Here is a 23,738-nt window from a genome sequence, read left to right as displayed (position 1 = left end):
CCCCCTTGAGAGGGAAGCGCGCAACGCCCCCGGGAGGGGGGGCGTCAGAGTACGTACTCGGCTTCCACCGCCACGCCGCGCCGGGTGGCCTTTTCGGCGGCCGGGGTCAGCTCGGCCTTCTCGATTCCATAGCAGCCCTCGGTGCCGTCGCCGCCGCTGAGCAGCGGGCAGCGCGCGAACAGTTCGGCCACCCAATCGGAAAACACCCGCACCTTGGGCGACAACTGGCGGCTTTGCGGATACAGCAGCGAGATCGGCACCGGACGCGGCTTCCATTGCGGCAGCACCTCGATCAGCTCGCCCGCCTGCAGGTGCGGCAGGGCCATGAAGCGCGCGGTCTGCACCAGCCCGAAGCCCTGCAGGGCGCAGGCCAGGTGGGCGCTCCAGTCGTTGACCGAGACGCAGCCGGGCACGTCCACTTCGCGCGTCTTGCCGTCGATGACGAAATCCCAGTTGCAGTTGCGGCCGGAGCGGCTCGAGAAATAATGCACCGCATAATGGCTCTTCAGGTCTTCCAGCGTATGCGGCATGCCTTGGCGCTCGAGGTACGACGGCGCCGCGCAGGTCAGGCTCTGGAAGGTGCCGATGCGGCGCGCCACCAGGCTGGAATCTTCCAGTTCGCCGCCGCGGATCACGCAGTCGACGGCCTCTTGCACCATGTCGACCCGCCGGTCGCCCATGCCGATGACCAGCTCCACGTCGGGATAGCGAGTGTGGAATTCACACAACGACGGGATCAGGATGAGCCGGCCGATGCTGGCCGGCACGTCGATGCGCAGCTTGCCCTTGGGCCGCAGGGCGGCTTCCTGGAAGCAGGCCTCGGTTTCCTCGACCTCGGCCAGGATGCGGGTGCTGTGTTCGTAGTAGGCCGCGCCGTCCGGCGTCAGGCTGATGCGGCGCGTGGTGCGGTTGAGCAGGCGCACGCCCAGGCGGCGCTCTAGGTTCTGGATGGCAGTCGTGACAGTGGTGCGGGGCAACGCCAGGCTGTCGGCCGCGCGGGTGAAGCTATTGGCGTCGACAACGCGCACGAAGACCTGCATGGCTTGGAAGCGGTCCATGGTCGTGTCCTGGATGGTGAAGTGCGTCAGCATACCGCGCTTTGTGCCGATATTGTTCGTTCACGGCGAACAGTGTTGACGCCCTGGCGATGTTTATCCCCCACCACAAAACATTCAGAATGCAATCGTCTTGGATCGACCGATAGCCTGAGGCCAATGCAATCGCACTGGCCATAGCCCGCAGGGGCTCCCTCCCCCGCCCGCCCCGGTCATTCGTCCCCTATTCTGCTCAAGGAAACACCATGATTGTTTCGCGCCAACGCATTGTATTGCTGGCGGTTTTCGCGACCCTGATCGCCGCCGGCGGCGGTTATACCCTGTTGCGCGGCCCGGCCGGGACCGGCACCGCCCAGGCCCAGGCCGCCCCGGCGGCGCCCGCGGTGGACGTGGCGCCCGCCCTGGGCAAGACCATTATCGACTGGCAGGACTATTCCGGCCGCCTGGAAGCCATCGACCGGGTCGACATCCGGCCGCTGGTGTCGGGCACCCTGACCGCCGTGCATTTCCAGGACGGCAGCCTGGTCAAGCAGGGCGACCCGCTGTTCACCATCGACCCGCGCCCCTACGCGGCCGAAGTGGCCCGCGCCGAAGCCCAGTTGGCGGCGACCCGCGCTCGGGTCGCCTTCACCGCCTCGGAACTGGCGCGCGGCAAGCGCCTGCTGGCCGAGAATGCCATCGCCCGGCGCGATTTCGAATCCAAGCGCAACGACGCGCGCGAGGCCGCCGCCAACCTGCAGGCCGCCGAGGCCGCGCTGGACGCCGCCCGCCTGAACCTGGGCTACACCAACATCGTGGCGCCTGTGTCCGGCCGGGTGTCGCGCGCCGAGGTCACGGTCGGCAACGTGGTGGCGGCCGGCGCCGGCTCGGTGCCCCTGACCACGCTGGTGTCGGTATCGCGCATGTACGCGGCCTTCGACGTCGACGAAGAGGCCTACCTGAAGTATGTCAGCCCGGCCCGCGGCGGCGCCGCGCAGGTGCCGGTGCAACTGGGCCTGTCCAACGAGGCGGGCTATTCGCGCCAGGGCGTGGTGTATTCGGTGGATAACCGCATCGACACCGCCTCGGGCACCATCCGCGTGCGCGCGGTGTTCGACAACGCCGACGGCCTGCTGGTGCCGGGCATGTACGCCCGCATCCGCCTGGGCGGCACCGAGCCGCGCGAGGCCGTGCTGGTCGAGGAGCGCGCCATCGGCACCGACCAGGACAAGCGGTTCGTCCTGGTGGTGGACGACGCCAACCGCACCGCCTACCGCCAGGTCTCGCTGGGGGCCAGCCAGGGCAAGCTGCGCGTCATCACCAGCGGCCTGCAGCCTGGCGAGCGCATCGTCGTCAACGGGCTGCAACGCGTGCGCCCCGGCGAGACGGTGGCCCCCAACCTGGTTTCCATGGACACGCCCCCGGCCACTGTCCAGACCGCCGCGGCCAGCCTGAAGTAAGTCACCGGACACAAGCATGAATATCTCCAAGTTCTTCATCGACCGGCCGATCTTCGCGGGCGTGCTGTCGGTGGTGGTGCTGCTGGCGGGCCTGTTGGCCATGTTCCAGCTGCCCATCTCCGAGTACCCCGAAGTCGTGCCGCCCTCGGTGGTGGTGCGGGCCCAGTATCCCGGCGCCAACCCCAAAGTCATCGCCGCCACCGTCGCCTCGCCGCTGGAGGAATCCATCAACGGCGTGGAAGACATGCTGTACATGCAGTCGCAGGCCAACAGCGACGGCAACCTGGCGGTGACGGTGTACTTCAAGCTCGGCGTGGACCCCGACAAGGCCCAGCAACTGGTGCAGAACCGCGTGTCGCAGGCCCTGCCGCGCCTGCCGCCGGACGTGCAGCGCCTGGGCGTGACCACCACCAAGAGCTCGCCCACCCTGACCCTGGTGGTGCACCTGATCTCGCCGGACGACCGCTACGACATCACCTACCTGCGCAACTACGCGGTCCTGAACATCAAGGACCGGCTGTCGCGCATCAGCGGCGTGGGCGAAGTGCAGATCTGGGGCTCGGGCAGCTACTCGATGCGGGTCTGGCTGGACCCGCAGAAGGTCGCGCAGCGCGGCCTGACCGCCATGGACGTGGTCAACGCCATCCGCGAACAGAACGTGCAGGTGGCGGCAGGCGTGATCGGCGCCTCGCCCACCCAGGGCGACGTCCCCATGCAGTTCTCCGTCAATGCGCAGGGCCGGCTGCAGGATGAGCGGGAGTTCGGCAACATCATCCTGAAGTCATCGCCCGACGGCGCCGTGACGCGCCTGTCGGACGTGGCGCGCATCGAACTGGGCGCGCAGGAATACGGCCTGCGTTCGCTGCTGAACAACAAGCCGGCCATCGGCATGGGCATCATGCAGTCGCCCGGCGCCAACGCGCTGGACGTGTCGGCCCAGGTGCGCGAAGTGATGCAGGAACTGTCGGCCGATTTCCCGCCGTCGGTGGAATACCGCATCGAGTACGACCCGACGCAATTCGTGCGGGCCAGCATCAAGGCGGTGATCTCGACCCTGCTGGAAGCCATCGCGCTGGTGGTGCTGGTGGTGATCGTGTTCCTGCAGACCTGGCGGGCCTCCATCATCCCGCTGCTGGCGGTGCCGGTGTCGATCGTGGGCACGTTCTCGCTATTGCTGCTGTTCGGCTATTCAATCAACGCGCTATCGCTGTTCGGCATGGTGCTGGCCATCGGCATCGTGGTGGACGACGCTATCGTGGTGGTGGAGAACGTCGAGCGCAACATCGCCGCCGGGCTGACCCCGCGCGAGGCCACCTACCGTGCCATGCGCGAAGTCAGCGGGCCCATCATCGCCATCGCGCTGACGCTGTGCGCGGTGTTCGTGCCGCTGGCCTTCATGACCGGCCTGTCGGGGCAGTTCTACAAGCAGTTCGCCATGACCATCGCCATCTCGACGGTGATCTCGGCCTTCAATTCGCTGACCCTGTCGCCGGCGCTGTCGGCCCTGCTGCTCAAGGGCCACCATGACAAGCCCGACTGGCTGACGCGCGCCATGAACCGGGTGTTCGGACGGTTCTTCAACTGGTTCAACGACTTCTTCGGGCGCTCGTCGGATGCGTACGCCACCGGCGTGACCGGCGTGATCCGCCGCAAGGCCGGCGCCATGGGCGTGTACGCCCTGCTGCTGGCGGCCACCGTGGGCATCTCGTACATCGTGCCCGGCGGCTTCGTGCCGGCGCAGGACAAGCAATACCTGATCGGCTTCGCGCAGTTGCCCAACGGCGCCTCGCTGGACCGCACCGAGGACGTGATCCGCCGCATGTCCGACATCGCCCTGAAGGAACCCGGCGTGGAAAGCGCCATTGCCTTCCCCGGCCTGTCGATCAACGGCTTCACCAACAGTTCCAGCGCCGGCATCGTGTTCGTGACGCTCAAGCCGTTCGCCGAGCGCCACGGCGCCGAACTGTCGGGCGACGCCATCACGGGCAAGCTGAATGCCAAGTTCGCCGGCATCAAGGACGCCTTCATCGCGGTGTTCCCGCCCCCGCCGGTGATGGGGCTGGGCACCATGGGCGGCTTCAAGCTGCAGATCGAGGACCGCGCCGCGCTGGGCTACGCCGAGCTGGACAAGGCCACCCAGGCCTTCCTGGCCAAGGCGCGGCAGACGCCCGAGCTGGGCCCGACGTTCTCCAACTACCAGATCAACGTGCCGCAACTGGACGTCGACCTGGACCGGGTAAAGGCCAAGCAGCTGGGCGTGCCGGTCACCGACGTGTTCGACACGCTGCAGATCTACCTGGGCTCGATGTACGTGAACGACTTCAACCGCTTCGGCCGCGTGTTCCAGGTGCGGGCCCAGGCCGACGCGCCGTACCGCTCGCATCCGGACGACATCCTGCAGCTGAAGACCCGCAACCTGGACGGCCAGATGGTGCCGCTGTCGGCGCTGGTCGACGTCAAGCAGACCTACGGCCCGGAAATGGTGGTGCGCTACAACGGCTTCACCGCCGCCGACATCAACGGCGGCCCGGCACCCGGGTATTCGTCGGACCAGGCGCAGGACGCGGCCGAGCGCATCGCCGCCGAAACGCTGCCGCGCGGCATCAAGTTCGAATGGACCGACCTGACGTACCAGCAGATCCTGGCGGGCAATGCCGGCATCTGGGTATTCCCCATCAGCGTGCTGCTGGTGTTCCTGGTGCTGGCCGCGCTGTACGAAAGCCTGACCCTGCCGCTGGCGGTCATCCTGATCGTGCCGATGAGCATCCTGGCGGCGCTGGCGGGCGTATGGCTGACCGGCGGCGACAACAACATCTTCACCCAGATAGGGCTGATGGTGCTGGTGGGGCTGTCGGCCAAGAACGCCATCCTGATCGTGGAATTCGCGCGCGAACTGGAGATGCAGGGCAGCACGCCGCTGCAGGCGGCCATCGAGGCCAGCCGCCTGCGCCTGCGTCCCATCCTGATGACCTCGATCGCGTTCATCATGGGCGTGGTGCCGCTGGTGCTGTCCTCCGGCGCCGGCTCGGAGATGCGGCATGCCATGGGCGTGGCGGTGTTCTTCGGCATGCTGGGCGTGACCCTGTTCGGCCTGTTCCTGACGCCGGTGTTCTATGTGCTGCTGCGGTCCCTGGGCGCGCGCAAGCTGCATTCGGCCGCCCCGCACGAGGCGCCCGTCACCGCGCCGCACGCCAGCCATTGAAGAGAAAGATTGATCATGAAGCACTCAACGACTCGTGTTTCCGCCCTGCTGGCCATGCTGCTGGTGCTGGCCGGCTGCGCGGTGGGCCCCGAATACCAGCGGCCCGACGTCGCCACCCCGGCCGCCTACAAGGAAGCCCCGGCGCAACCCGTCCTGGCCCCGCACGAAGCCGGCAATTGGCAGACGGCCCAGCCGGCCGAGCAGGCCCTGCGCGGCGAATGGTGGAAGCTGTTCGGCGACGACACCCTGAACGCGCTGGAGATCGAGGCGCAGCAGGCCAACCAGAACCTGCAGGCCGCCGCCGCCCGCCTGAAGCAGGCGCGCGCGCTGCTGGGCACGGCGCGCTCGGACCAGTTCCCGACCCTCGACGCGGGCTTCGGCCCCACGCGCCAGCGCCCTTCGCCCGCCTCGCAGGGCCTGGCGGCGGACGCCTCGACCGACCCCTCGACGCTATGGCGCGTCCAGGCGGGCGTGTCCTATGAGGTGGACCTGTTCGGCCGCGTGGCCTCCAACGTGGACGCCGCCACCGCCGACGCGCAGCAAAGCGAAGCCTTGTACCGCTCGGTGCTGCTGGCCCTGCAGGCCGACGTGGCGTCGGCTTACTTCCAGGTGCGCGAACTGGACGCCGGGCTGCAGTTGTACCGGCAGACCGTCAAGCTGCGCGAGGACACGCTGCAACTGATCCAGCGCCGCTACGACGCGGGCGACATCAGCGAACTGGACCTGGCGCGCGCCCGCTCGGAACTGGAATCGGCGCGCTCGGAAGCGCTGGGCTTCGAACGCCGCCGCGCCAATGCCGAACACGCGCTGGCCGTGCTGCTGGGCAAGGCGCCGTCGGAATTCTCGCTGCCCTCGCAGCCGTTGACGCGGATTTCCATCAACGTGCCGGCGGGCCTGCCGTCCACCCTGCTGGAGCGCCGCCCCGACATCGCCGCGGCCGAGCGCGCCATGGCCGCCGCCAATGCGCGCATCGGCGTGGCCAAGTCGGCGTTCTTCCCCAGCCTGAACATCACCGGCGCGGCCGGGTTCGAGTCGGCGGAACTGGGCGACCTGTTCGAATGGTCCAGCCGCACCTTCCTGCTGGGGCCGCTGGTGGGAGCCGCCTTGTCGCTGCCGATCTTCGATGGCGGCCGCCGCCAGGCCGGCCTGGACCGCGCCCGCGCGGAGTACGAGGAAGACGTCGCCAATTACCGCCAGACGGTCCTGACGGCGTTCCGCGAAGTGGAAGACAACCTGGCCAACCTGCGCATCCTTTCTACCCAGACCGAAGTGCATGACGCGGCGCTGCAGGCCTCGCAGCGGGCGGCGCGCATTTCGCTGACGCAGTACCGCGAAGGTTCTATCAGCTATCTGGACGTGATCGAAGCCGACCGCACCGTGCTGGCGCAGCAGCGCGTGGCCGTGCAGCTGGACGGCGAGCGGGCGCGTTCGGCGGTGGACCTGATCCGCGCGCTGGGCGGCGGCTGGGATACGCCGCTGCCGCCGGCGCTGGCGCAGCGCTAGGCGGTCGGGCGAGGGGTCCTCGCCCGACCAGCCGGGAGTCGGCCATAATGTGGCGTCATGCCCGCCTCTTCCCCTTCCGATGCGCCTGCCCGTGCAGTCCCGCCAAGCCGGGCCAGGCTGTTCTTCGCACTATGGCCTGGGCCCGCACTGGCCGCCACGCTGGCGGACTGGGCCGCACAAGCCCGGGCCGCCTGCGGCGGGCGCGCCATGCGGCCCGACACCTTGCACCTGACCTTGGCATTTTTGGGCGCGGTCGACGCTGAACGCGTGCCCGAGCTGGTTGCCGGCACGGCGCGGCGGCGCGCTACGCCCGGCAGCATCACCCTGGACCGCTACGGCGCCTTCGCGCGCCAGGGCATCGTCTGGGCCGGCCCGCCCGAGGTCGGCGCGGCGCTGCGGCGCACCTACGACGAGCTGTGGGACTGGCTCGAGCCGCTGGGCTGGCACCGCCCGGCGCAGCCCTTCCGCCCGCACGTCACCCTGCTGCGCCGCGCCGCCAGCCTGGACTGGCCCGCGCAAGCGCCGCCGCCGGTGCAATGGCGCTACGACCGCTATTTGCTGATGGAATCGCGCCCCCAGCAAGGCACGGCGCGCTACCGCATGCTGGCCAGCTCGGCAGCCTGAGCGCGGCCCCGCGGCGCATGGCAAAATCGGGGCCCCGCCCCCGCCGCACGCGCACCATGCTCATCCTGCTAGACCAAGACGGCGTCCTGGCCGACTTCGAACACGCCTTCCTGGCCGCCTGGCGCCAGCGGCACCCCGACATCGAACCGGTCGCCTATGAGCAGCGCCAGTCGTTCCGCATCCTGGAAGACTATCCGCCCGCGTTGCGCGCCCGGGCCGAGGCGATCTATACCGCGCCCGGCTTCATCCGCAACCTGCCGCCAGTGGCCGGCGCGATCGAGGCGTACCGCGAACTGACCGCGCTGGGCATGGACGTGCGCATTTGCTCGTCGCCGCTGCACCAGTTCGAGAACTGCGTCGCCGAGAAATACCTGTGGGTGGAACGCCACCTGGGCCGGGCCGCCACCGAACGCCTGATCCTGACCCGTGACAAGACCCTGGTGCGCGGCGACCTGCTGATCGACGACAAGCCGCGCATTACCGGCGCGGTGCGCCCCAGCTGGCGCCACATCATCTACGACGCGCCCTACAACCGCCAGGAAACCGACCGGCCGCGCCTGACCTGGGCCAACTGGCGCAACGTGCTGGCCGGCGAACTCTACAGCGCGGACCGCTAGGGGCCGGCGCCGGCGCCAATGCGGCGCCGCAGCGTGACAAGGCCGTGGATTTCTGTATTCTGAATACAGAAATCCACGGACCGCGCCATGCTCAAGCCCCTGCCTCCCGCCAGCGACCTGGCCCACACCGTCTACACGCAATTGCGCGAAGCCGTCATCGGCGGCCAGCTGGCCCCCGGCCTGCGGCTGGGACAGGAAGAGCTCGCCACGCGCTTCGGGATCTCGCGCCAACCGGTGCTGCAAGCGCTGGCCCACCTGGAACGCGATGGCCTGGCCATACGCGCCGACGGCCGCGGCACCCTGCAGGTCGCGCCGCTCGACCCGCAACTGGTGGCCGAGTTCTATCAACTGCGCGCCGAGGTGGACGCCCTGGCGGCGCGGCTGGCCGCCCGGCGCGTGGCGGCCGGCGCCGCGCCGCCGCTGCCCGCCGCCCTGGTCGAGCGCGGCCTGGCCGCCATGCGGCGCGGCCACATGCCGGCCCTGATCGCCGCCGATACGCGGCTGCACCATGCCATCTACGACGCATCGGGCAACCGGCTGCTGGCCTCGGTCATGCAGCCGCAATGGGGCCACCTGGAGCGCGTGATGTGCGCCGTCTCCGAGCCGGCCGGCGTGCGCGCGGGCCTGTGGGACGAGCACATTGCCATCGTGGACGCGATCAACGCCGGCGACGACGAGCGCGCCGCCGCCTTGTCGCGCGAACATGCCGAACGCGCCGCGGCCGGGCTGATCCCGCGCCTGCGCGACGCCCCGCGCGCCTGAGGCGCGATTTTCCCTACACCGGCGCGCGACGCCGGAAGCACCAGAGCCGGCCGCAGCCGGCCCCACCCGGAGACGACGATGCAACTGAGCCAAGCGCAACGCGATCAATTCGACCGGGACGGGTATCTGTTCTTCCCCGCCCTGTTTTCCCCGCAGGAAATCGCCACGCTCACCGAGGAGGTGCCGCGCCTTTACGCGCAGGACCGGCCCGAGAACGTGCGCGAAAAGCACGGCGGCGCGGTCCGCACCAATTTCGCGGCCCACCTGTACAGCGCGCCGTTCGCGCGCCTGGCCCGGCATCCGCGCATGGTGCGCCCGGTCGAGCAGCTGTTCGGCGAACCCGTGTACATGCACCAGTTCAAGATCAACGGCAAGAACGCGTTCGACGGCGACGTATGGCAATGGCACCAGGACTACGGCACCTGGCTGAACGACGACCTGATGCCCACCCCGCGGGCCATGAACGTGGCCATCTTCCTGGACGAGGTCAACGAGTACAACGGGCCGCTGATGTTCATCCCGGGCAGCCACCGGCTGGGCGTGCTCGAGGCGGGCCACGACACCACCACCACCAGCTATCCGCTCTGGACCATCAACAACGACAACATCCGCACCATGGTGGAAAAGGCCGGGGGCCGCGACGGCGGCATCGTCGCGCCCAAGGGGCCGGCCGGGTCGATGCTGCTGTTCCACTCGTGCCTGGTGCATGCGTCGTCTTCCAACCTCAGCCCCTGGAACCGCGTCAGCGTCTATTTGAGCCTGTGCGCGGTATCGAACCATATCCGGCGCTTCAAGCGGGTGGAATGGATCGCCCACCGGGATTTCACGCCGATCGATTGCCTGCCCGACGATTGCCTGCAAAAGGACTATGCTGTGGAACTGCCATGGAAAAATGGCACGCCGGCCGAGGCGGCACGGACCTCGCTCGAACGCCTGGAGGAGACTGCACAATGAACCTGCACCGCCTGCTCAAGCAGCGCCAGGCCGACCACAAGCCACTGCGGGTGGCGCTGATCGGCGCCGGCAAGTTCGGTTCCATGTTCCTCAGCCAGGCGCGCCGCACGCCCGGCATCCAGCTGGTGGCGGTAGCCGACCTGCGGCCGGACCGGGCCCGCGCGGCGCTGACGCGGGTGGGATGGCCGGCCGACGCGCTGCGCGCCGAGAGCCTGCATGACGCGGCGCGCTCCGGGCGGGTCTATTTCAGCGACGACACGCCCGCGGTCATCGCCAGCCCGGAAGTCGAGATCGTGATCGACGCTACCGGGCAGGCGGCCGCCGGCATCGCCCACGTGCAAGCCTGCTGCGAGCACGGCAAGCACATCATCATGGTCAACGTCGAGGCCGACGCGCTGGCCGGTCCGCTGCTGGCGCGCCGCGCGCGCGAGGCCGGCATTGTCTATTCGCTGGCCTACGGGGACCAGCCCGCCCTGATCTGCGAGATGGTCGACTGGGCGCGCGCCAGTGGCTTCGAGGTCATCGCCGCCGGCAAGGGCACCAAGTACCTGCCGGAGTTCCACACGTCCACCCCGGACACGGTCTGGCCGTACTACGGGTTCACCGACGAGATGGTGGCCGCGGGCGATTTCAACGCGCAGATGTTCAACAGCTTCCTGGATGGCACCAAGAGCGCCATCGAAATGGCCGCGGTGGCCAACGCCACCGGCCTGCTGCCGGCGCCGTCCGGGCTGCATTTCCCGCCCTGCGGGGTGGATGACCTGGCGCGGGTGCTGCGCCCGCGCGAGGAAGGCGGCATGCTGCACCACCGCGGGCAGGTGGAAGTGATCTCCTCGCTGGAGCGCGACGGCCGGCCGGTGTTCCGCGACTTGCGCTGGGGGGTGTACGTGACCCTGGCGGCGGACAGCGACTACGTACGCCGCTGTTTCAAGGAGTACGGCCTGATCACCGACCCGAGCGGCAACTATGCGGCCATGTACAAGCCGTATCACCTGATCGGGCTTGAGCTGGGCATCAGCGTGGCGAGCGTGGGCCTGCGGCACGAGCCCACCGGCTCGGCCTCCGGCTGGCATGGCGACGTGGTGGCCACCGCCAAGCGCGACCTCGCGCCGGGCGACGAGCTGGACGGCGAGGGCGGCTACACGGTGTACGGCAAGCTGATGCCGGCGCGCGACTCGGTGGCCGACGGCTACTTGCCGCTGGGGCTGGCGCACAAGGTCAAGCTGAAGAATCCGGTGCGGCAGTCGCAGCCGATCCGCTGGCACGACGTGGATTTCGACGAACGCGCCGCGGCGGTGCAGTTCCGGCGCGAGATGGAGCAGACTTTCGCGTGACTTGCCGGGGAGAGCTCCCGGGGGGCTGTCGGTGAAGGAGTCTGGGGGATTTGTCCGAGGGGATTTCTGAGTTCTTGAGACGCCCGGGCGTGCCGGTGGGGCCTGGGCGGCCACGTCGCTCGGCTCGGGCGCGCCACCAGGCGCCCTCGGCCCCCTGCGGGGGCTGCCCTCCCTCCAACTGGCCGCCCAGGCCCCACCGGCACGCCCGGGCTCGCAGGATCTCGGGTAGGTCGGCGTCGGATACCTTTGTGCTGGTCTAACAGGTGTCAGACACCCCTTGCGACGGTCGTGCTTGAAGAGACGATGTGCACGGGGGTGTCTGACACCTACGTTGGTGTTGCCCGGGTATCAGACCCCTCATGTATTGCCCAGGTGTCAGACACCCCTGCCTCGGTTGGGGCGGATAGGCGGGACTGTCGCAAGGGGTGTCTGACACCTGCCTACGCAATCGCTGACCCCCCGTTCCCAAATGGTCCAACGGACCGCCGCATGCCGCTGCTGCGAGTCCTGGGCGGGGCTGGGGAGTGCGGGACGGCCAGTTGGAGCGAGGGCAGCCCCCGCAGGGGGCCGAGGGCGCCTGGTGGCGCGCCCGAGCCGAGCGACGTGGCCGGCCCGCACTCCCCAGCCCCGCCCAGGACGCCCCAAGAAAGACCTTGCCCTGCTCAAGACAACCGCCCTCCGGCCAAGCCAGCCAACCCTTTCCCTAGCGACGCTCGGCGCGAAACAACCGCAGGCGGTCGGCTGCGTTGCGCAGGTGCTGCTCGGCCGCGCGGCCGGCCGCTTCCGGGTCGCCCGCTGCGATGGCCTGGAAAATCGCCTGGTGCTCGCTCTGCACCGCGGCCATGCGCTCCGCATAGCGGCGCGCCGTATTGTGGCGTGCGCTGCGGATGACGCGCCGCACGCTTGCTTCGAGATGCTCGCTCAGCGCCACCAGGTATGGATTGTGCGTCGCCTGCACAATGGCCTGGTGGAACTGGTAGTCCTCCTCGTCGCCAAGCTGGTCGTTGAGCAGCGCGTACTCCATGCCCACCAACCCCTGGCGGATCTTCTTCAGGTCGGCCTCGCTGCGGCGTTCGGCCGCATAGCGGGCCGCCGTGACCTCGATCGACAACATCAGCTCGAGAATATGCTCCAGCTCCTTGCTGTCGTGCGGCTTCAGCGCCGACACGCGGAACGCATTCTTGTGCACATTGGGATCGACGAACACGCCGCTGCCCTGCTGCGACACCACCATGCCTTCCGACTTGAGCCGCGCCATGGCCTCGCGCACCACGGCGCGGCTGACCGCATAGCGTTCCGTCAATTGCTTCTCGGTGGGCAGGCGGTCGCCCGGGGCCAGCACACCCTGGCGGATCTGCTCGGCCAGCGCATCGGCCACGCCGGCCGACAGCGAGCCGCGCGCGGCGCCGGACGGCGGCGGTTCAGGGGCTGCTTCGGGGCGGGACAGGTCGGTCATGGCGGCGCTCGCGGGAATGGGGAAGTATAGAGGCAGGCAACACGCCTACCCCATGTAGATGCCGCCGTTGACCTGCAGCACTTCGCCCGTCACGAAACCGGCCAGCGGCGAACACAAGAAAGCGATCGCGCCCGCCACTTCCTCGGCCGTGCCATACCGGCGCAGCGGCGTGCTGTCGAGCAACTGGCCGCCCTTCTGGTCGATCAGCCCGCGCGTCATGGCAGTGGCGATGATGCCCGGCGACACGGCGTTCACGCGCACGCGCGGCGCGAACTCCAGCGCCAGGCTGCGCGCCAGGCTCAACACCGCGCCCTTGGACGCCGCATACGCGGCATGCGCATAGCTGCCGCGGTGCGCCGCCAGGGACGACAGCAACACAATAGAGCCCGCCTCGCGCAAATGCGGCCGGGCGGCCCGGCACACATAAAACGCGCCGTCCAGGTTGACCCGCATCAGGGCCTGCCAGTCGGCGTCGCTGGTCTCGTGCGCCAGCTTCTCGGGATAGATGCCGGCACAGTGCACTACATGGTCCAGCCCGCCGAAATGCGCGGCCGCCTCGCCCAGCACCGCCTCGCATGCCGCCGACGACGCCACGTCCAGCGCGCGCGCCAGCACCGGTGCGCCTGCGGCCTGCAGCTCGGCGGCCAGCGGGGCCAGCCGCCCGGCGTCGATGTCGGTCAACAACAGGCTCGCGCCATGCGCGGCCATCAACCGCGCGGCAGCCAGGCCTATGCCATTGCCGGCGCCCGTGATCGCCACCACCTGGCCCTGGTACGAAATCATCTTGCCTCCTCCGGCATCGCGGGCGGCCATCAGGCCGCGCAAACCCTGCTTGACACGCCAAAAAAGCGTGCCCGATAATTTGTCTGATAACTTTTTTATTTATCTGACAACTTGGCGCCAAGCGTAAAACAGTTGGCGCCGCCACGCAAGCAGGCGCAAGCCCTGCCCTATCTTTTGGAGGAGACACGATGAAACTGGCCCTGACCGCCGGCGCGCTATGCGTGGCCGGACTTGCCGCCGCCGCCCAGGCGGCGCCCGTGAAAATCGGCTTGATCGAAACGCTGTCCGGGCCGCAGGCCTCGACCGGCCAGATGTTCCGCGCCGCCATCAAATACGAGCTGGATCGCATCAACGCCGCCGGCGGCTGGAACGGCGAACCGCTGGAGCTGGTCGAGTTCGACAACCAGGGCGGGCCGGTGGGCGCGTCGGACCGCTTCCGCGCCGCCGCCGCGGACGGCGTGCAGATCATCGCCCAGGGCGCTTCGTCGGCCATCTCCGGCCAGCTGACCGAAGACGTGCGCAAATACAACCTGCGCAATCCCGGCAAGGAAATCGTGTTCCTGAACATGGGCGGCGAAGCGCTCGAGCTGACCGGCGAGAAGTGCAACTTCTATCATTTCCGCTTCACCACCAATGCCGAACTGCGGGTCAAGGCGCTGACCGCCGTCATGGCCGCCGACGGCACGCTGGGCAAGCGCGTCTACGCCATCAACCAGAACTACTCCTGGGGCCAGGACATGGAAAGCGCCACCGAGCGCTACGCCGACGACTACGGCTACCAGGTGGTGGGCAAGACACTGCACGAAGTCAACAAGATCCAGGACTTCGCCCCCTACGTCGCCCGCATCCGTTCGGCCAACCCCGACACCGTCATCACCGGCAACTGGTCCAACGACCTGTTGCTGCTCATGAAGGCGACCCAGGCCGGCGGCCTGAAGGTGCGCTTCGGCACGGTGTTCCTGGACCAGGTCGGCAACCTGGCCAACGCCGGCGAAGTAGCGCTGGGCCATTACATCGCCCATCCCTTCAACGCCCAGGCGGCCGGCGAGGAAGGCGCCCGGTTCGCCGAGGACTACAAGGCCAAGACCGGCCACTACCCCAGCTACGTCGAGCCGCAGACCGTGATGGGCATGCGGTTCCTCGGCCAGGCGCTGCAGCAGGTGCAGCCGCGCGACGGCCGGCTGCCGGTGCCCGACCTGGCGCGCGCGCTGGAGAAGGTCACGGTCAAGACGGCGCTGGGCGAATACTCGATGCGCGCCGAAGACCACCAGGTGCAACTGCCGATGGTGGTGTCCAAGGTGACCAAGACCGCCCAGTACAAGACCGACGGCACGGACATGGGCTTCGAGCCGGTCAAGGTGCTGGCAGCGGGCGACGTGTCGGCCCCGCCGCAGGGCACCTGCAAGATGGCCCGTCCCGACCAGGGCTGATACGCACACGCGTCGCGGGTGTCCGGCCGCCTTGCCACCGGGGCGAGGCGGCCGCGCGGACGATTCTCCGGAGCGCACATGGAATACTTCACCATCTCGCTATTGAACGGCGTGATCTACGGCCTGCTGCTGTTCATGGTCTCGGCCGGCCTGACCCTGATCTTCGGCATGATGGGCGTGCTGAACTTCGCCCACGCCTCGTTCTACATGATCGGCGCCTACGCCGCCTACACCCTGGCGCCGGTCACCGGCTTCTGGGCCGCGCTAGCGCTGGCCACGCTGGTGGCCGGCCTGCTTGGCATGGGCGTGGAACGCTTCTTCCTGCGCCGCGTGCACAAGTACGGCCACGCGCAGGAACTGCTGGTCACCTTCGGCCTGGCCTTCATCGTGGCCGAGCTCGTCAAGCTGTTCTACGGCGACTTCCCGGTCGACTACCGGGTGCCCGAATTCCTCAACTTCGCCGCCTTCCGCGTGTTCGCGGCCGACTATCCGTTCTACCGCCTGCTGATGGGCGTGGTGTCGCTGGCCATGTTCGCCGTCATCTACCTGCTGCTGGCGCGCACGCGGGTCGGCATCGTGGTGCGCTCGGCGATCTATCGCCCGCGCATGGCCGAGGCGCTGGGCCACAACGTGCCGCTGGTGTTCATGAGCGTGTTCGGCGTGGGCGCCGCCATGGCCGGGCTGGCCGGCGCGGTGGCCGGGGCCTTCTACACCACCAACCCGAACATGGCGCTGGAGCTCGGCGTGCTGGTGTTCGTGGTGGTCGTGGTGGGCGGCCTGGGCTCGCTGGAAGGCGCCATGATCGCCTCGCTGCTGATCGGCCTGCTCAGTTCGTTCTCGGTCGGCATCGACGCCAGCCTGGCCACCTTGTTCGGCCTGTTCGGCGCGGGCGAATGGGCCGAACGGGTGGGCGGCCTGATGACGGTGAAGATCTCCAGCCTGGCGGCCACCCTGCCGTTCCTGCTGATGCTGCTGGTGCTGCTGGTTCGGCCCTCCGGGCTGAAGGGAGAGCAGGCATGAAGCGCGGCCTGTCCTTCGCCCTGCCCGCGCTGCTGGTGGCCGGCGCGCTGGCCCTGCCCTACCTGCTGCCGGCCGGCCAGCTGGTGGCCGCGGTGCAGATGCTGATCGCCGCCCTGTTCGCCTGCGCCTTCAACCTGCTGGCCGGCCAGGCCGGCATGCTGTCGTTCGGCCACGCCGCCTATTTCGGCGTGGGCACCTTCGCCACCATCCACGCCATGAACGCGCTGGGCGGCGCCGGGCTGCTGCCCACGCCGCTGATGCCGCTGGTCGGCGGCGCGGCCGGGCTGCTGTTCGGGCTGGCGGCCGGCTGGTTCGCCACGCTGCGCTCCGGCGTGTACTTCGCCATGATCACGCTGGCCCTGGCCGAACTGCTGCACGCGCTGGCGCCGCACCTGAAGGCCCTGTTCGGCGGCGAAGCCGGCGTCTCCAGCATGCGCATGCCGGCCTGGGGCTTCACCTTCGGCTCGACCTCCGAGGTGTACTACCTGGTGCTGGTCTGGGTGGTGGCCTGCCTGGCCGCGCTCTACGGCCTGACCCGCACGCCGCTGGGCCGGCTGGCGCTCGGCCTGCGCGAGAACACCCAGCGCCTGCGCTACCTGGGCTATCGCCCGCACACGCTGAAGACCGTGGTGTTCGCCCTGTCGGCCATGTTCTCGGGCGTGGCCGGCGGCCTGCAGGCCTTGAACATCGAGGCCGCCAACTACGTGCTGTTCGAAGTCAAGCTGTCGACCGACGCGGTGCTGTTCGCCTACATCGGCGGCGTCAACGCCTTCCTGGGGCCGGTGCTGGGCGCCTCGGTGCTGACGTTCCTGAGCCAGACCCTGTCGGACCTGACGCGCTCGTGGCTGCTGTACCAGGGCATCCTGTTCGTGCTGGTGATGCTGTTCGTGCCGGACGGCCTGGTGGGGCTGCTGCAGCGCGGCGCGCACTCGCTGCGCGAGCGCGGGCTGGCGCGCTGGCTGCCACCCTTCGGCGTGTCGCTGGGCGCCGCACTGCTGTTGACGGCCGCCACCGTGTTCACGGTCGAGCTGCTGCAGCGCATGTTCGCGCGCGACTACCGCGCCATGCTGGCCATGAACCCCACGTCCGGCTGGCCGCCGATCGAGCTGTTCGGCCGCGAGTGGGCGCCCGTCTCGCCGGCCACCTGGTGGCTGCCGCTGGCGCTGCTGGGCGCCGGCCTGCTGGCGGCGCGCTGGGCGGCCGCCCTGTGGCGCCGTCCGTCCCAACCCGCGCTGTCGCTGGAGGCCGCGCCATGACCGCTCCCATTCTCGCGCTGGACGGCCTGCGCAAATCATTCGGCGACGCCGAGATCATCCGCGGCGTGAACCTGGCGGTGCAAGCCGGCGAGCGCCATGCCGTGATCGGCCCCAACGGCGCCGGCAAGTCCACCCTGTTCCATCTGATATCGGGCAGCTTCGCGCCCAGCGCCGGGCATATCCGCCTGGACGGCGCAAGCATCGAGGGCCTGCCGCCGGAACGCATCAACGGGCTGGGGCTGGCGCGCTCGTTCCAGATCACCAACGTCTTCCCGCGCCTGAGCGTGCGCGAGAACCTGCGCCTGGCGGTGCTGCGCATGCACGGGCTGACGTATCACTTCTGGCGTCCGGTGGCGCGCCAGCGCGGCGTCAACGAGGACATCGACCGCCTGCTGGAGAAAATCCGCCTGACCGCGCGCCGCGATGTGGCCGCGGGCGACCTCAATTATTCCGAGCAGCGCTCGCTCGAAATCGGCATGACGCTGGCCTCGCGCCCCAAGGTCGTGTTGCTGGACGAGCCGATGGCGGGCATGTCGCAGCATGAAGTGGACTACACCGTCGAGCTGATCCGCGAGGTCACGCGCGACTGCACCCTGCTGATCGTCGAGCACGACATGCAGGTGGTGTTCTCGCTGGCGCACCGCATCAGCGTGCTGGTGTACGGCGAGATCCTGGCCACCGGCACGCCGGAGCAGATCCGCGCCGACGCCGGGGTGCGCGAAGCCTACCTGGGGGAGCAGACCGTATGACCGACCCGACGCTGCTGAGCCTGCAGCAGGTGCATGCCTACTATGGCAAGAGCCACATCCTGCGCGGCATCGACCTGGCCATCCGGCAGGGCGAGGTGGTGAGCCTGCTGGGCCGCAACGGCGCCGGCCGCTCGACCACCATGAAGACCATCATGGGGCTGGTGCCGGCCGCGCGCGGGCGCATCGCCATCGAGGGCCGCGACATCACCAACCTGCGCGCGTTCCAGATCGCCCGCGCGGGCGTCGGGTACGTGCCCGAAGAGCGCGAGGTGTTCGCCAACCTGACGGTGGACGAGAACCTGCGCATGGGCGAGCAGCCCGCCCGTCCCGGCGCGGCCGCCTGGGACGCCGAGCAGATGTTCACGTATTTCCCCCGCCTGAAAGAGCGGCGCAACACCCGGGCCGGCAACCTGTCGGGCGGCGAGCAGCAGATGCTGACCATGTGCCGCACGCTGCTGGGCAACCCCAAGGTCATGCTGATCGACGAGCCCACCGAAGGCCTGGCGCCCAAGATCGTCGAGGTCATCGCCGAAGTGATCCGCGACATCCATCGGCGCGGCGTGTCGGTGCTGCTGGTGGAACAGAAACTGGCCATCGCGCTGAAAGTGTCCTCGCGCGTGCATGTGATGGGCCACGGGCGCGTGGTGTTCGAGGGCCCGCCCGCCGCGCTGCATGAACGCCCGGACGTGGTCCAGGAATGGCTGGCCGTATGAGCCGAGCGCCCAGGGCGCGCGCGCTTCCCTCCCTCTTACCTGACGGATTCCTATCTTGAAGCAAATCGAAGACACCGCCGCCGCGCCGGCCTGCTACCCGGAGCTGCGCGGCAAGAGCGTGATCGTGACCGGCGCGGCCCGCGGCATCGGACTGGCCGCCGCGCAGGCCTTTGCGCGCCAGGGCGCGCGCATCGCGCTGCTGGACGTGGACGAAGCGGCGCTGGCCGAGGCCGCCGCCGCGCTGCAGTCGCAAGGCGTCCAGGCCGTGGCCTGCCCCGCCTCGGTCACCGACGCGCAAGCGGTCGAGCGCGCCTTCGCCGCGGCCGAGCGGGCGCACGGCGGCATCGACGTGCTGGTCAACAGCGCCGGCATTTCCGCCAACAAGCCCGCGCTGGAGATCGAGCCCGACGAGTGGCGCCGCGCGGTCGACATCAACCTGACCGGCGTGTTCCTGTGCGCGCAGGCGGCCGGCCGCCGCATGGTGGCGCAGCGCGCCGGCGCGATCATCAACCTGGCCTCGATGTACGGCGTGGTCGCCGCCCCCGACCGCGCCGCCTACTGCGCCACCAAGGGCGCGGTGGTGCTGCTGACCGAGACCCTGGCGGTCGAATGGGGCCATGCGGGGGTGCGCGTCAATGCGCTCGCGCCGGGCTACATCGAGACCGACCTGCTGCGCGACCTGGCCGCGCGCGGCCGGCTCGACCCCGAGCAGCTGCGCCGCCGCACGCCGCTGGGACGCCTGGGCCAGCCGGGCGAGATGGCGGACCTGGCCGTCTTCCTGGCCTCGCGCCAGGCGGCCTACATCACCGGACACACCCTGGTGGCCGACGGCGGCTGGAGCCGCTACGGCTACCTGTAGCGCACCGTTCTACTGGAGACACTCATGGCCACACACCGACCGCTGACGCCGCGGGCGCCCTGGCGGGAACTGACCGCCCAGTCCGACGACTGGCGCGCCGCCGACCCGGCCCTGCTGGGCACTTTGCTGACCCAGCTGCACTGGATCCGCGCGTTCGAGGAAGCCGTATTGGAACTGGCCGCCGAAGGCCTGATCCACGGGCCCGCCCACTCCTCCGTCGGGCAGGAAGGCGGCGCGGCCGGATCCGTGCTGGCCCTGGGCGCGGGCGACCAGATCAACGGCTCGCACCGCGGCCACCACCAGTTCCTGGCCAAGGCGCTGCAGCACGTAGCGCCCGGCGGGCTGGATCCGCGCGCGCCGCTGACGCCAGCGGTGGACGAGGTCCTGCAGCGCACCCTGGCCGAGATCATGGGCCTGGCGCAGGGCTATTGCCGCGGCCGCGGCGGTTCCATGCACCTGCGCTGGCTGGAGGCCGGCGCCCTGGGCACCAACGCCATCGTGGGCGGCGGCGTGCCGCTGGCCGCCGGCGCCGCCTGGGCGCACCGGCACGCCGGCACCGACCGGGTCGCGGTGACCTACTTCGGCGACGGCGCGGTGAATATCGGCTCGGTCCTGGAGACCATGAACCTGGCCGCCGCCTGGCGATTGCCGCTGTGCTTCTTCATCGAGAACAACCGCTACGCGGTCTCGACCACCGTGGAAGAATCCACCGCCGAGCCGCGCCTGTCGGCGCGCGGCCAGGGCTTCAACATCCCGTCGTGGAAAGTGGACGGCATGGACCCGCTGGCGGTGTACCTGGCCATGTCCGAAGCAGTGGCCCACATGCGAGCGGGCAACGGCCCCGCCATTGTCGAGGCCGACGTGTACCGCTACTTCCACCAGAACGGCCCGTTCCCCGGCAGCGCCTTCGGCTATCGCAGCAAGGAAGAAGAAGCCCAATGGCGGCGCCGCGACCCGCTCGACAAGGCGGCCGCCGAGATGATCGGGCGCGGCCTGCTGTCGCAGCCGGATGTCGACGCGCTGCGCCAGGCCTGCAAGCAGGCCATGCGCGAGGTGGCCGGGCGCCTGACCGAAGCGGCCGACGGCGGTAAGCGCCGCGTCCGCGCGGCGCTCTGGCCCAGCCCGGATTTCCGCGATGTGGGCCTGCGCAGCGACGGCGCGGAACTGCAAGGCCTGCGCTACCTGGAAGCTGACCAGCACGATGGCCCCATGGCCGAGCGCAAGTTCGTCGACGCCGTGGCCGACGTGCTGGACCGCCGCATGCAGGCCGACGCCGGCGTGGTGGTGCTGGGCGAGGATGTGCACCGGCTCAAGGGCGGGACCAACGGCGCCACGCGCGGCCTGAAAGAGCGCTACCCCGACCGCGTGCTGGGCACGCCGATCTCCGAGAACGCCTTCGCCGGCCTGGGCGGCGGGCTGGCCATGGACGGCCGCTACAAGCCCGTGGTCGAGTTCATGTACCCCGACTTCATGTGGGTGGCGGCCGACCAGGTCTTCAACCAGATCGGCAAGGCCCGCCACATGTTCGGCGGCGACATCGACGTGCCGCTGGTGCTGCGCACCAAGGTGGCGATGGGCACCGGCTATGGCTCGCAGCATTCGATGGACCCGGCCGGCATCTTCGCCACCGCGCCGGGCTGGCGCATCGTGGCGCCGGCCACCCCGTATGACTACGTGGGGCTGATGAATACCGCGCTGGCTTCCAAGGACCCGGTGCTGGTGATCGAGCATGTCGATCTTTACAGCAGCAGCGGCTCCATCCCCGAGGACGACCTGGACTTCCATATTCCCTTCGGCAAGGCGCGCGTGCGCCGCGCCGGTGGCAAGCTCACCGTGCTGGCCTATCTTTCCATGGTGCAGCGCGCGCTGGAGGCCGTGGAGCAAAGCGGCGCGGATGCCGAGGTGATCGACCTGCGCACGCTCGACCGCGCCAGCCTCGACTGGGACACCATCGGCGCCAGCATCCGCAAGACCAACAGCGTGCTCATCGTCGAACAGGGCGCGCGCGGCACCGGCTACGGCGCCATGCTGGCCGACGAAATCCAGCGACGCTATTTCGACTGGCTGGACCAGCCGGTCAAACGGGTCACGGGCGGCGAGGCCTCGCCCAGCATCTCCAAGGTGCTGGAACGGGCCGCCTACGCCGGCACGGAAGAAATCATCGAAGGCCTGCGCGAGGCGCTGGCCGACATAGGAGAACGCGCATGAATGCCGCCCCCCGCCTGGACATGGCCGCGCCCCTGGAAGTCGGGCTGTGCTGCGCCGACCTGGACCGCCTGCTGGAATTCTATGTCGGCGTGCTGGGCCTGGCGCTGGTCAACCGCGTGACCGTGCCGGCCGACAAGGCCGCGGCCACCGGCCTGAGCCCGCACGGCTACGAAGTGGCGCGCCTGCAGACGCCCTATGGCGAGCGCCTGAAATTGCTGCAGCCGGCCGCGCCGCCGCAGGCGGCCGGCGCCACCGCCGCCATCCTGGACCGGCGCAACGCCAGCTATCTGACTTTCATCGTGCGCGACCTGGCCGGCCTGGCGGCCCGGCTGGCCGAGCGCGGCGTGGCATTCGACAGCCAGCCGGCGCCCATGGAAGTGCGGCCCGGCACCTGGCTGGCCTTCTTCCGCGATCCGGAGGGCAACGTGCTGGAGCTGGTCGAATACGACGACCTGGCGCAGTACCGTCCCGACCTGGCCGCAACCGCATAGCGAGGACACGAGCGTGGCAAACCTGATCAGACTACCCGCCGTGGCGGCCGACGCGTCCGGCGGCACCCTGCACCAGTGGCTCAAGCGCGAAGGCGACGCGGTCGCCGTGGGCGAGCCGCTGGCCGAAATCGAGACCGAAAAAGCCATCGTCGAGATCAACGCCGAGCAGGCCGGCGTGCTGGGCCGCATCGTGGTGCCGGCCGGCGCGGCCTCGGTGCCGGTCAATGCGGTGCTGGGCGTGCTGCTCGAAACCGGCGAGGACGCCGCGGCAATCGAGGCGGCGCTGGCGGGCCATGCCGACGCCTCCGCGCCGGCAGGCGCGGGCGCCGGGGCAGATGATGCCGCGACGGCCCAGCCCGGCGGCACGCCGGCCGCGTCGCCAACGCCCGGCCCGGCGCCGGATGCCACGATCGCCGGCCGCGTCCTGGCCAGCCCGCTGGCGCGCCGGCTGGCGGCGCAATGGAACCTGGACCTGGCTGCCTTGGCCGGCAGCGGGCCGCGCGGCCGCGTGGTGCGGCGCGACGTCGAGGCGGCCGCCCGGTGCGCGCCGGCTTCGGCCTCGGCCGCGCCGCCGCCGGCCGCCGTGCCAGCCGCGCGCCTGGCCGAACAGCGCGTGCCGCATACCGGCATGCGCCGCGCCATCGCGCGCCGCCTCAGCGAAAGCAAACAGACAGTGCCGCACTTCTACCTGACGGTCGATTGCCGCGCCGACGCGCTGCTGGCCTTGCGCGCGCAGGCGGGGCAGGACGGCGGCGCGCGTCCCACGGTCAACGACTTCATCGTGCGCGCCGCCGCGCAGGCCCTGCGCGACGAACCCGGGCTGAATGTGTCGTGGCAGGACGATGCGCTGCTGCACCATGCCGGCGCCGACATCTCGGTGGCGGTCGCCACCGACGGCGGCCTGGTCACGCCCATCGTGCGCGATGCCGACGCCAAGCCGCTGGGCGCCATCGCCGCCGAGATCGCCGAGCTGGCCGCGCGCGCGCGCGCCAACCGCCTCAGGCCCGAGGAGTTCACCGGCGGCTCGCTCACGGTCAGCAACCTGGGCATGCACGGCATCGACCAGTTCGCCGCCATCATCAACCCGCCCCAGGCCGCCATCCTGGCGGTCGGCGCGGCCCGGCGCCGGCCGGTGGTGGACGAGGACGGCGAGATCCGCGCCGCCATGCTCATGACCGTCACGCTGTCGGCCGACCACCGCGCGGTCGACGGCGCCGTGGCGGCGCGCTGGCTGGCCGCCTTCCGCGCCCGGATCGAGCATCCCGTGCGCATCCTGCTGTGAG

At 69.8% G+C, this 23,738-nt stretch carries 20 protein-coding genes; 17 read left to right on the top strand and 3 right to left on the bottom strand.

Annotation, left to right across the window (positions count from 1 at the left end; translation table 11 throughout):
• Window positions 1-44: 44 nt before the first annotated feature.
• Window positions 45-1,058 carry a LysR family transcriptional regulator gene (locus ACKTT0_RS11275; RefSeq protein ID WP_407852416.1) on the bottom strand — a complete coding sequence of 338 codons (1,014 nt, stop codon included), beginning with the start codon at window positions 1,056-1,058 and terminating at the stop codon, window positions 45-47.
• 242 nt (window positions 1,059-1,300) lie between these two features.
• On the opposite strand from ACKTT0_RS11275, the gene ACKTT0_RS11270 reads away from it, so the two are divergent.
• The 8 genes from ACKTT0_RS11270 (at window position 1,301) to ACKTT0_RS11235 (ending at window position 11,490) form a co-directional block, all read left to right on the top strand.
• Window positions 1,301-2,494, top strand: a complete 1,194-nt coding sequence (locus tag ACKTT0_RS11270) for an efflux RND transporter periplasmic adaptor subunit (protein ID WP_407849992.1) — start codon at window positions 1,301-1,303, stop codon at window positions 2,492-2,494.
• A gap of 16 nt (window positions 2,495-2,510) precedes the next feature.
• Window positions 2,511-5,696 (top strand): efflux RND transporter permease subunit, encoded by a 3,186-nt coding sequence (locus ACKTT0_RS11265; protein WP_407849991.1) that lies wholly within the window; start codon window positions 2,511-2,513, stop codon window positions 5,694-5,696.
• A gap of 15 nt (window positions 5,697-5,711) precedes the next feature.
• Window positions 5,712-7,199, top strand: a complete 1,488-nt coding sequence (locus ACKTT0_RS11260; protein WP_407849990.1) for an efflux transporter outer membrane subunit — start codon at window positions 5,712-5,714, stop codon at window positions 7,197-7,199.
• A gap of 57 nt (window positions 7,200-7,256) precedes the next feature.
• Window positions 7,257-7,823 carry an RNA 2',3'-cyclic phosphodiesterase gene (gene thpR / locus ACKTT0_RS11255; protein ID WP_407849989.1) on the top strand — a complete coding sequence of 189 codons (567 nt, stop codon included), beginning with the start codon at window positions 7,257-7,259 and terminating at the stop codon, window positions 7,821-7,823.
• A 56-nt stretch (window positions 7,824-7,879) separates the two neighbouring features.
• Window positions 7,880-8,440: a 5'-3'-deoxyribonucleotidase gene (locus ACKTT0_RS11250; RefSeq protein WP_407849988.1), complete on the top strand. Its 561-nt coding sequence runs from the start codon at window positions 7,880-7,882 to the stop codon at window positions 8,438-8,440.
• 87 nt (window positions 8,441-8,527) lie between these two features.
• Window positions 8,528-9,202 carry a GntR family transcriptional regulator gene (locus ACKTT0_RS11245; protein WP_407849986.1) on the top strand — a complete coding sequence of 225 codons (675 nt, stop codon included), beginning with the start codon at window positions 8,528-8,530 and terminating at the stop codon, window positions 9,200-9,202.
• 78 nt (window positions 9,203-9,280) lie between these two features.
• Window positions 9,281-10,156, top strand: a complete 876-nt coding sequence (locus ACKTT0_RS11240; RefSeq protein WP_407849985.1) for a phytanoyl-CoA dioxygenase family protein — start codon at window positions 9,281-9,283, stop codon at window positions 10,154-10,156.
• Window positions 10,153-11,490: an NAD(P)H-dependent oxidoreductase gene (locus ACKTT0_RS11235; protein WP_407849984.1), complete on the top strand. Its 1,338-nt coding sequence runs from the start codon at window positions 10,153-10,155 to the stop codon at window positions 11,488-11,490. Before ACKTT0_RS11240 ends, ACKTT0_RS11235 begins: the two co-directional genes overlap by 4 nt.
• Window positions 11,491-12,193: 703 nt before the next feature.
• On the opposite strand, the gene ACKTT0_RS11230 is transcribed toward ACKTT0_RS11235, so the two are convergent.
• The gene (locus tag ACKTT0_RS11230) at window positions 12,194-12,946 is read right to left on the bottom strand and encodes a FadR/GntR family transcriptional regulator (protein WP_407849983.1); all 753 of its coding nucleotides are present in this window, start codon (window positions 12,944-12,946) and stop codon (window positions 12,194-12,196) included.
• 45 nt (window positions 12,947-12,991) lie between these two features.
• Complete coding sequence (locus tag ACKTT0_RS11225; RefSeq protein ID WP_407849982.1) at window positions 12,992-13,729, bottom strand: SDR family NAD(P)-dependent oxidoreductase; 738 nt, start codon at window positions 13,727-13,729, stop codon at window positions 12,992-12,994.
• A gap of 188 nt (window positions 13,730-13,917) precedes the next feature.
• On the opposite strand from ACKTT0_RS11225, the gene ACKTT0_RS11220 reads away from it, so the two are divergent.
• The 9 genes from ACKTT0_RS11220 (at window position 13,918) to ACKTT0_RS11180 (ending at window position 23,737) form a co-directional block, all read left to right on the top strand.
• Window positions 13,918-15,159: a branched-chain amino acid ABC transporter substrate-binding protein gene (locus tag ACKTT0_RS11220; protein WP_407849981.1), complete on the top strand. Its 1,242-nt coding sequence runs from the start codon at window positions 13,918-13,920 to the stop codon at window positions 15,157-15,159.
• A 78-nt stretch (window positions 15,160-15,237) separates the two neighbouring features.
• On the top strand, window positions 15,238-16,179 hold the full coding sequence (locus ACKTT0_RS11215; RefSeq protein WP_407849980.1) for a branched-chain amino acid ABC transporter permease: 942 nt from the start codon (window positions 15,238-15,240) through the stop codon (window positions 16,177-16,179).
• Window positions 16,176-17,435, top strand: a complete 1,260-nt coding sequence (locus tag ACKTT0_RS11210) for a branched-chain amino acid ABC transporter permease (RefSeq protein WP_407849979.1) — start codon at window positions 16,176-16,178, stop codon at window positions 17,433-17,435. The genes ACKTT0_RS11215 and ACKTT0_RS11210 overlap by 4 nt, the downstream gene beginning before the upstream one ends.
• Entirely contained in the window at window positions 17,432-18,184 is a 753-nt protein-coding gene (locus ACKTT0_RS11205; RefSeq protein WP_407849978.1) for an ABC transporter ATP-binding protein, read from the top strand. The genes ACKTT0_RS11210 and ACKTT0_RS11205 overlap by 4 nt, the downstream gene beginning before the upstream one ends.
• Window positions 18,181-18,897, top strand: a complete 717-nt coding sequence (locus ACKTT0_RS11200) for an ABC transporter ATP-binding protein (protein ID WP_028355316.1) — start codon at window positions 18,181-18,183, stop codon at window positions 18,895-18,897. Before ACKTT0_RS11205 ends, ACKTT0_RS11200 begins: the two co-directional genes overlap by 4 nt.
• Window positions 18,898-18,952: 55 nt before the next feature.
• The gene (locus tag ACKTT0_RS11195) at window positions 18,953-19,756 is read left to right on the top strand and encodes an SDR family NAD(P)-dependent oxidoreductase (protein WP_407849977.1); all 804 of its coding nucleotides are present in this window, start codon (window positions 18,953-18,955) and stop codon (window positions 19,754-19,756) included.
• A gap of 24 nt (window positions 19,757-19,780) precedes the next feature.
• Window positions 19,781-21,964, top strand: coding sequence for an alpha-ketoacid dehydrogenase subunit alpha/beta (locus ACKTT0_RS11190; protein ID WP_407849976.1), 2,184 nt, complete (start codon window positions 19,781-19,783; stop codon window positions 21,962-21,964).
• Window positions 21,961-22,455 (top strand): VOC family protein, encoded by a 495-nt coding sequence (locus ACKTT0_RS11185; protein WP_094805589.1) that lies wholly within the window; start codon window positions 21,961-21,963, stop codon window positions 22,453-22,455. Before ACKTT0_RS11190 ends, ACKTT0_RS11185 begins: the two co-directional genes overlap by 4 nt.
• Before the next feature lie 13 nt (window positions 22,456-22,468).
• Window positions 22,469-23,737, top strand: coding sequence for a 2-oxo acid dehydrogenase subunit E2 (locus tag ACKTT0_RS11180; protein WP_407849975.1), 1,269 nt, complete (start codon window positions 22,469-22,471; stop codon window positions 23,735-23,737).
• Window position 23,738 lies beyond the last annotated feature (1 nt).

It is taken from the genome of Bordetella saccharivorans (assembly GCF_045862855.1).
GTDB classification, from domain to species: Bacteria; Pseudomonadota; Gammaproteobacteria; order Burkholderiales; family Burkholderiaceae_B; genus Bordetella_A; species Bordetella_A petrii_F.
Note: the sequence above shows the minus strand (reverse complement) of the source record. Positions and strands in the feature narration are given on the sequence as shown.

Excerpts from the sequence above, each read along its gene's own strand:
- ACKTT0_RS11230 (WP_407849983.1), bottom strand. The coding sequence starts at position 12,946 with ATGACCGACCTGTCCCGCCCCGAAGCAGCCCCTGAACCGCCGCCGTCC.
- ACKTT0_RS11245 (WP_407849986.1), top strand. The coding sequence starts at position 8,528 with ATGCTCAAGCCCCTGCCTCCCGCCAGCGACCTGGCCCACACCGTCTAC.
- ACKTT0_RS11240 (WP_407849985.1), top strand. The coding sequence starts at position 9,281 with ATGCAACTGAGCCAAGCGCAACGCGATCAATTCGACCGGGACGGGTAT.
- ACKTT0_RS11185 (WP_094805589.1), top strand. The coding sequence starts at position 21,961 with ATGAATGCCGCCCCCCGCCTGGACATGGCCGCGCCCCTGGAAGTCGGG.
- ACKTT0_RS11200 (WP_028355316.1), top strand. The coding sequence starts at position 18,181 with ATGACCGACCCGACGCTGCTGAGCCTGCAGCAGGTGCATGCCTACTAT.
- thpR (WP_407849989.1), top strand. The coding sequence starts at position 7,257 with ATGCCCGCCTCTTCCCCTTCCGATGCGCCTGCCCGTGCAGTCCCGCCA.
- ACKTT0_RS11210 (WP_407849979.1), top strand. The coding sequence starts at position 16,176 with ATGAAGCGCGGCCTGTCCTTCGCCCTGCCCGCGCTGCTGGTGGCCGGC.
- ACKTT0_RS11235 (WP_407849984.1), top strand. The coding sequence starts at position 10,153 with ATGAACCTGCACCGCCTGCTCAAGCAGCGCCAGGCCGACCACAAGCCA.
- ACKTT0_RS11270 (WP_407849992.1), top strand. The coding sequence starts at position 1,301 with ATGATTGTTTCGCGCCAACGCATTGTATTGCTGGCGGTTTTCGCGACC.
- ACKTT0_RS11205 (WP_407849978.1), top strand. The coding sequence starts at position 17,432 with ATGACCGCTCCCATTCTCGCGCTGGACGGCCTGCGCAAATCATTCGGC.
- ACKTT0_RS11215 (WP_407849980.1), top strand. The coding sequence starts at position 15,238 with ATGGAATACTTCACCATCTCGCTATTGAACGGCGTGATCTACGGCCTG.
- ACKTT0_RS11220 (WP_407849981.1), top strand. The coding sequence starts at position 13,918 with ATGAAACTGGCCCTGACCGCCGGCGCGCTATGCGTGGCCGGACTTGCC.
- ACKTT0_RS11260 (WP_407849990.1), top strand. The coding sequence starts at position 5,712 with ATGAAGCACTCAACGACTCGTGTTTCCGCCCTGCTGGCCATGCTGCTG.
- ACKTT0_RS11190 (WP_407849976.1), top strand. The coding sequence starts at position 19,781 with ATGGCCACACACCGACCGCTGACGCCGCGGGCGCCCTGGCGGGAACTG.
- ACKTT0_RS11225 (WP_407849982.1), bottom strand. The coding sequence starts at position 13,729 with ATGATTTCGTACCAGGGCCAGGTGGTGGCGATCACGGGCGCCGGCAAT.
- ACKTT0_RS11275 (WP_407852416.1), bottom strand. The coding sequence starts at position 1,058 with ATGGACCGCTTCCAAGCCATGCAGGTCTTCGTGCGCGTTGTCGACGCC.
- ACKTT0_RS11265 (WP_407849991.1), top strand. The coding sequence starts at position 2,511 with ATGAATATCTCCAAGTTCTTCATCGACCGGCCGATCTTCGCGGGCGTG.
- ACKTT0_RS11250 (WP_407849988.1), top strand. The coding sequence starts at position 7,880 with ATGCTCATCCTGCTAGACCAAGACGGCGTCCTGGCCGACTTCGAACAC.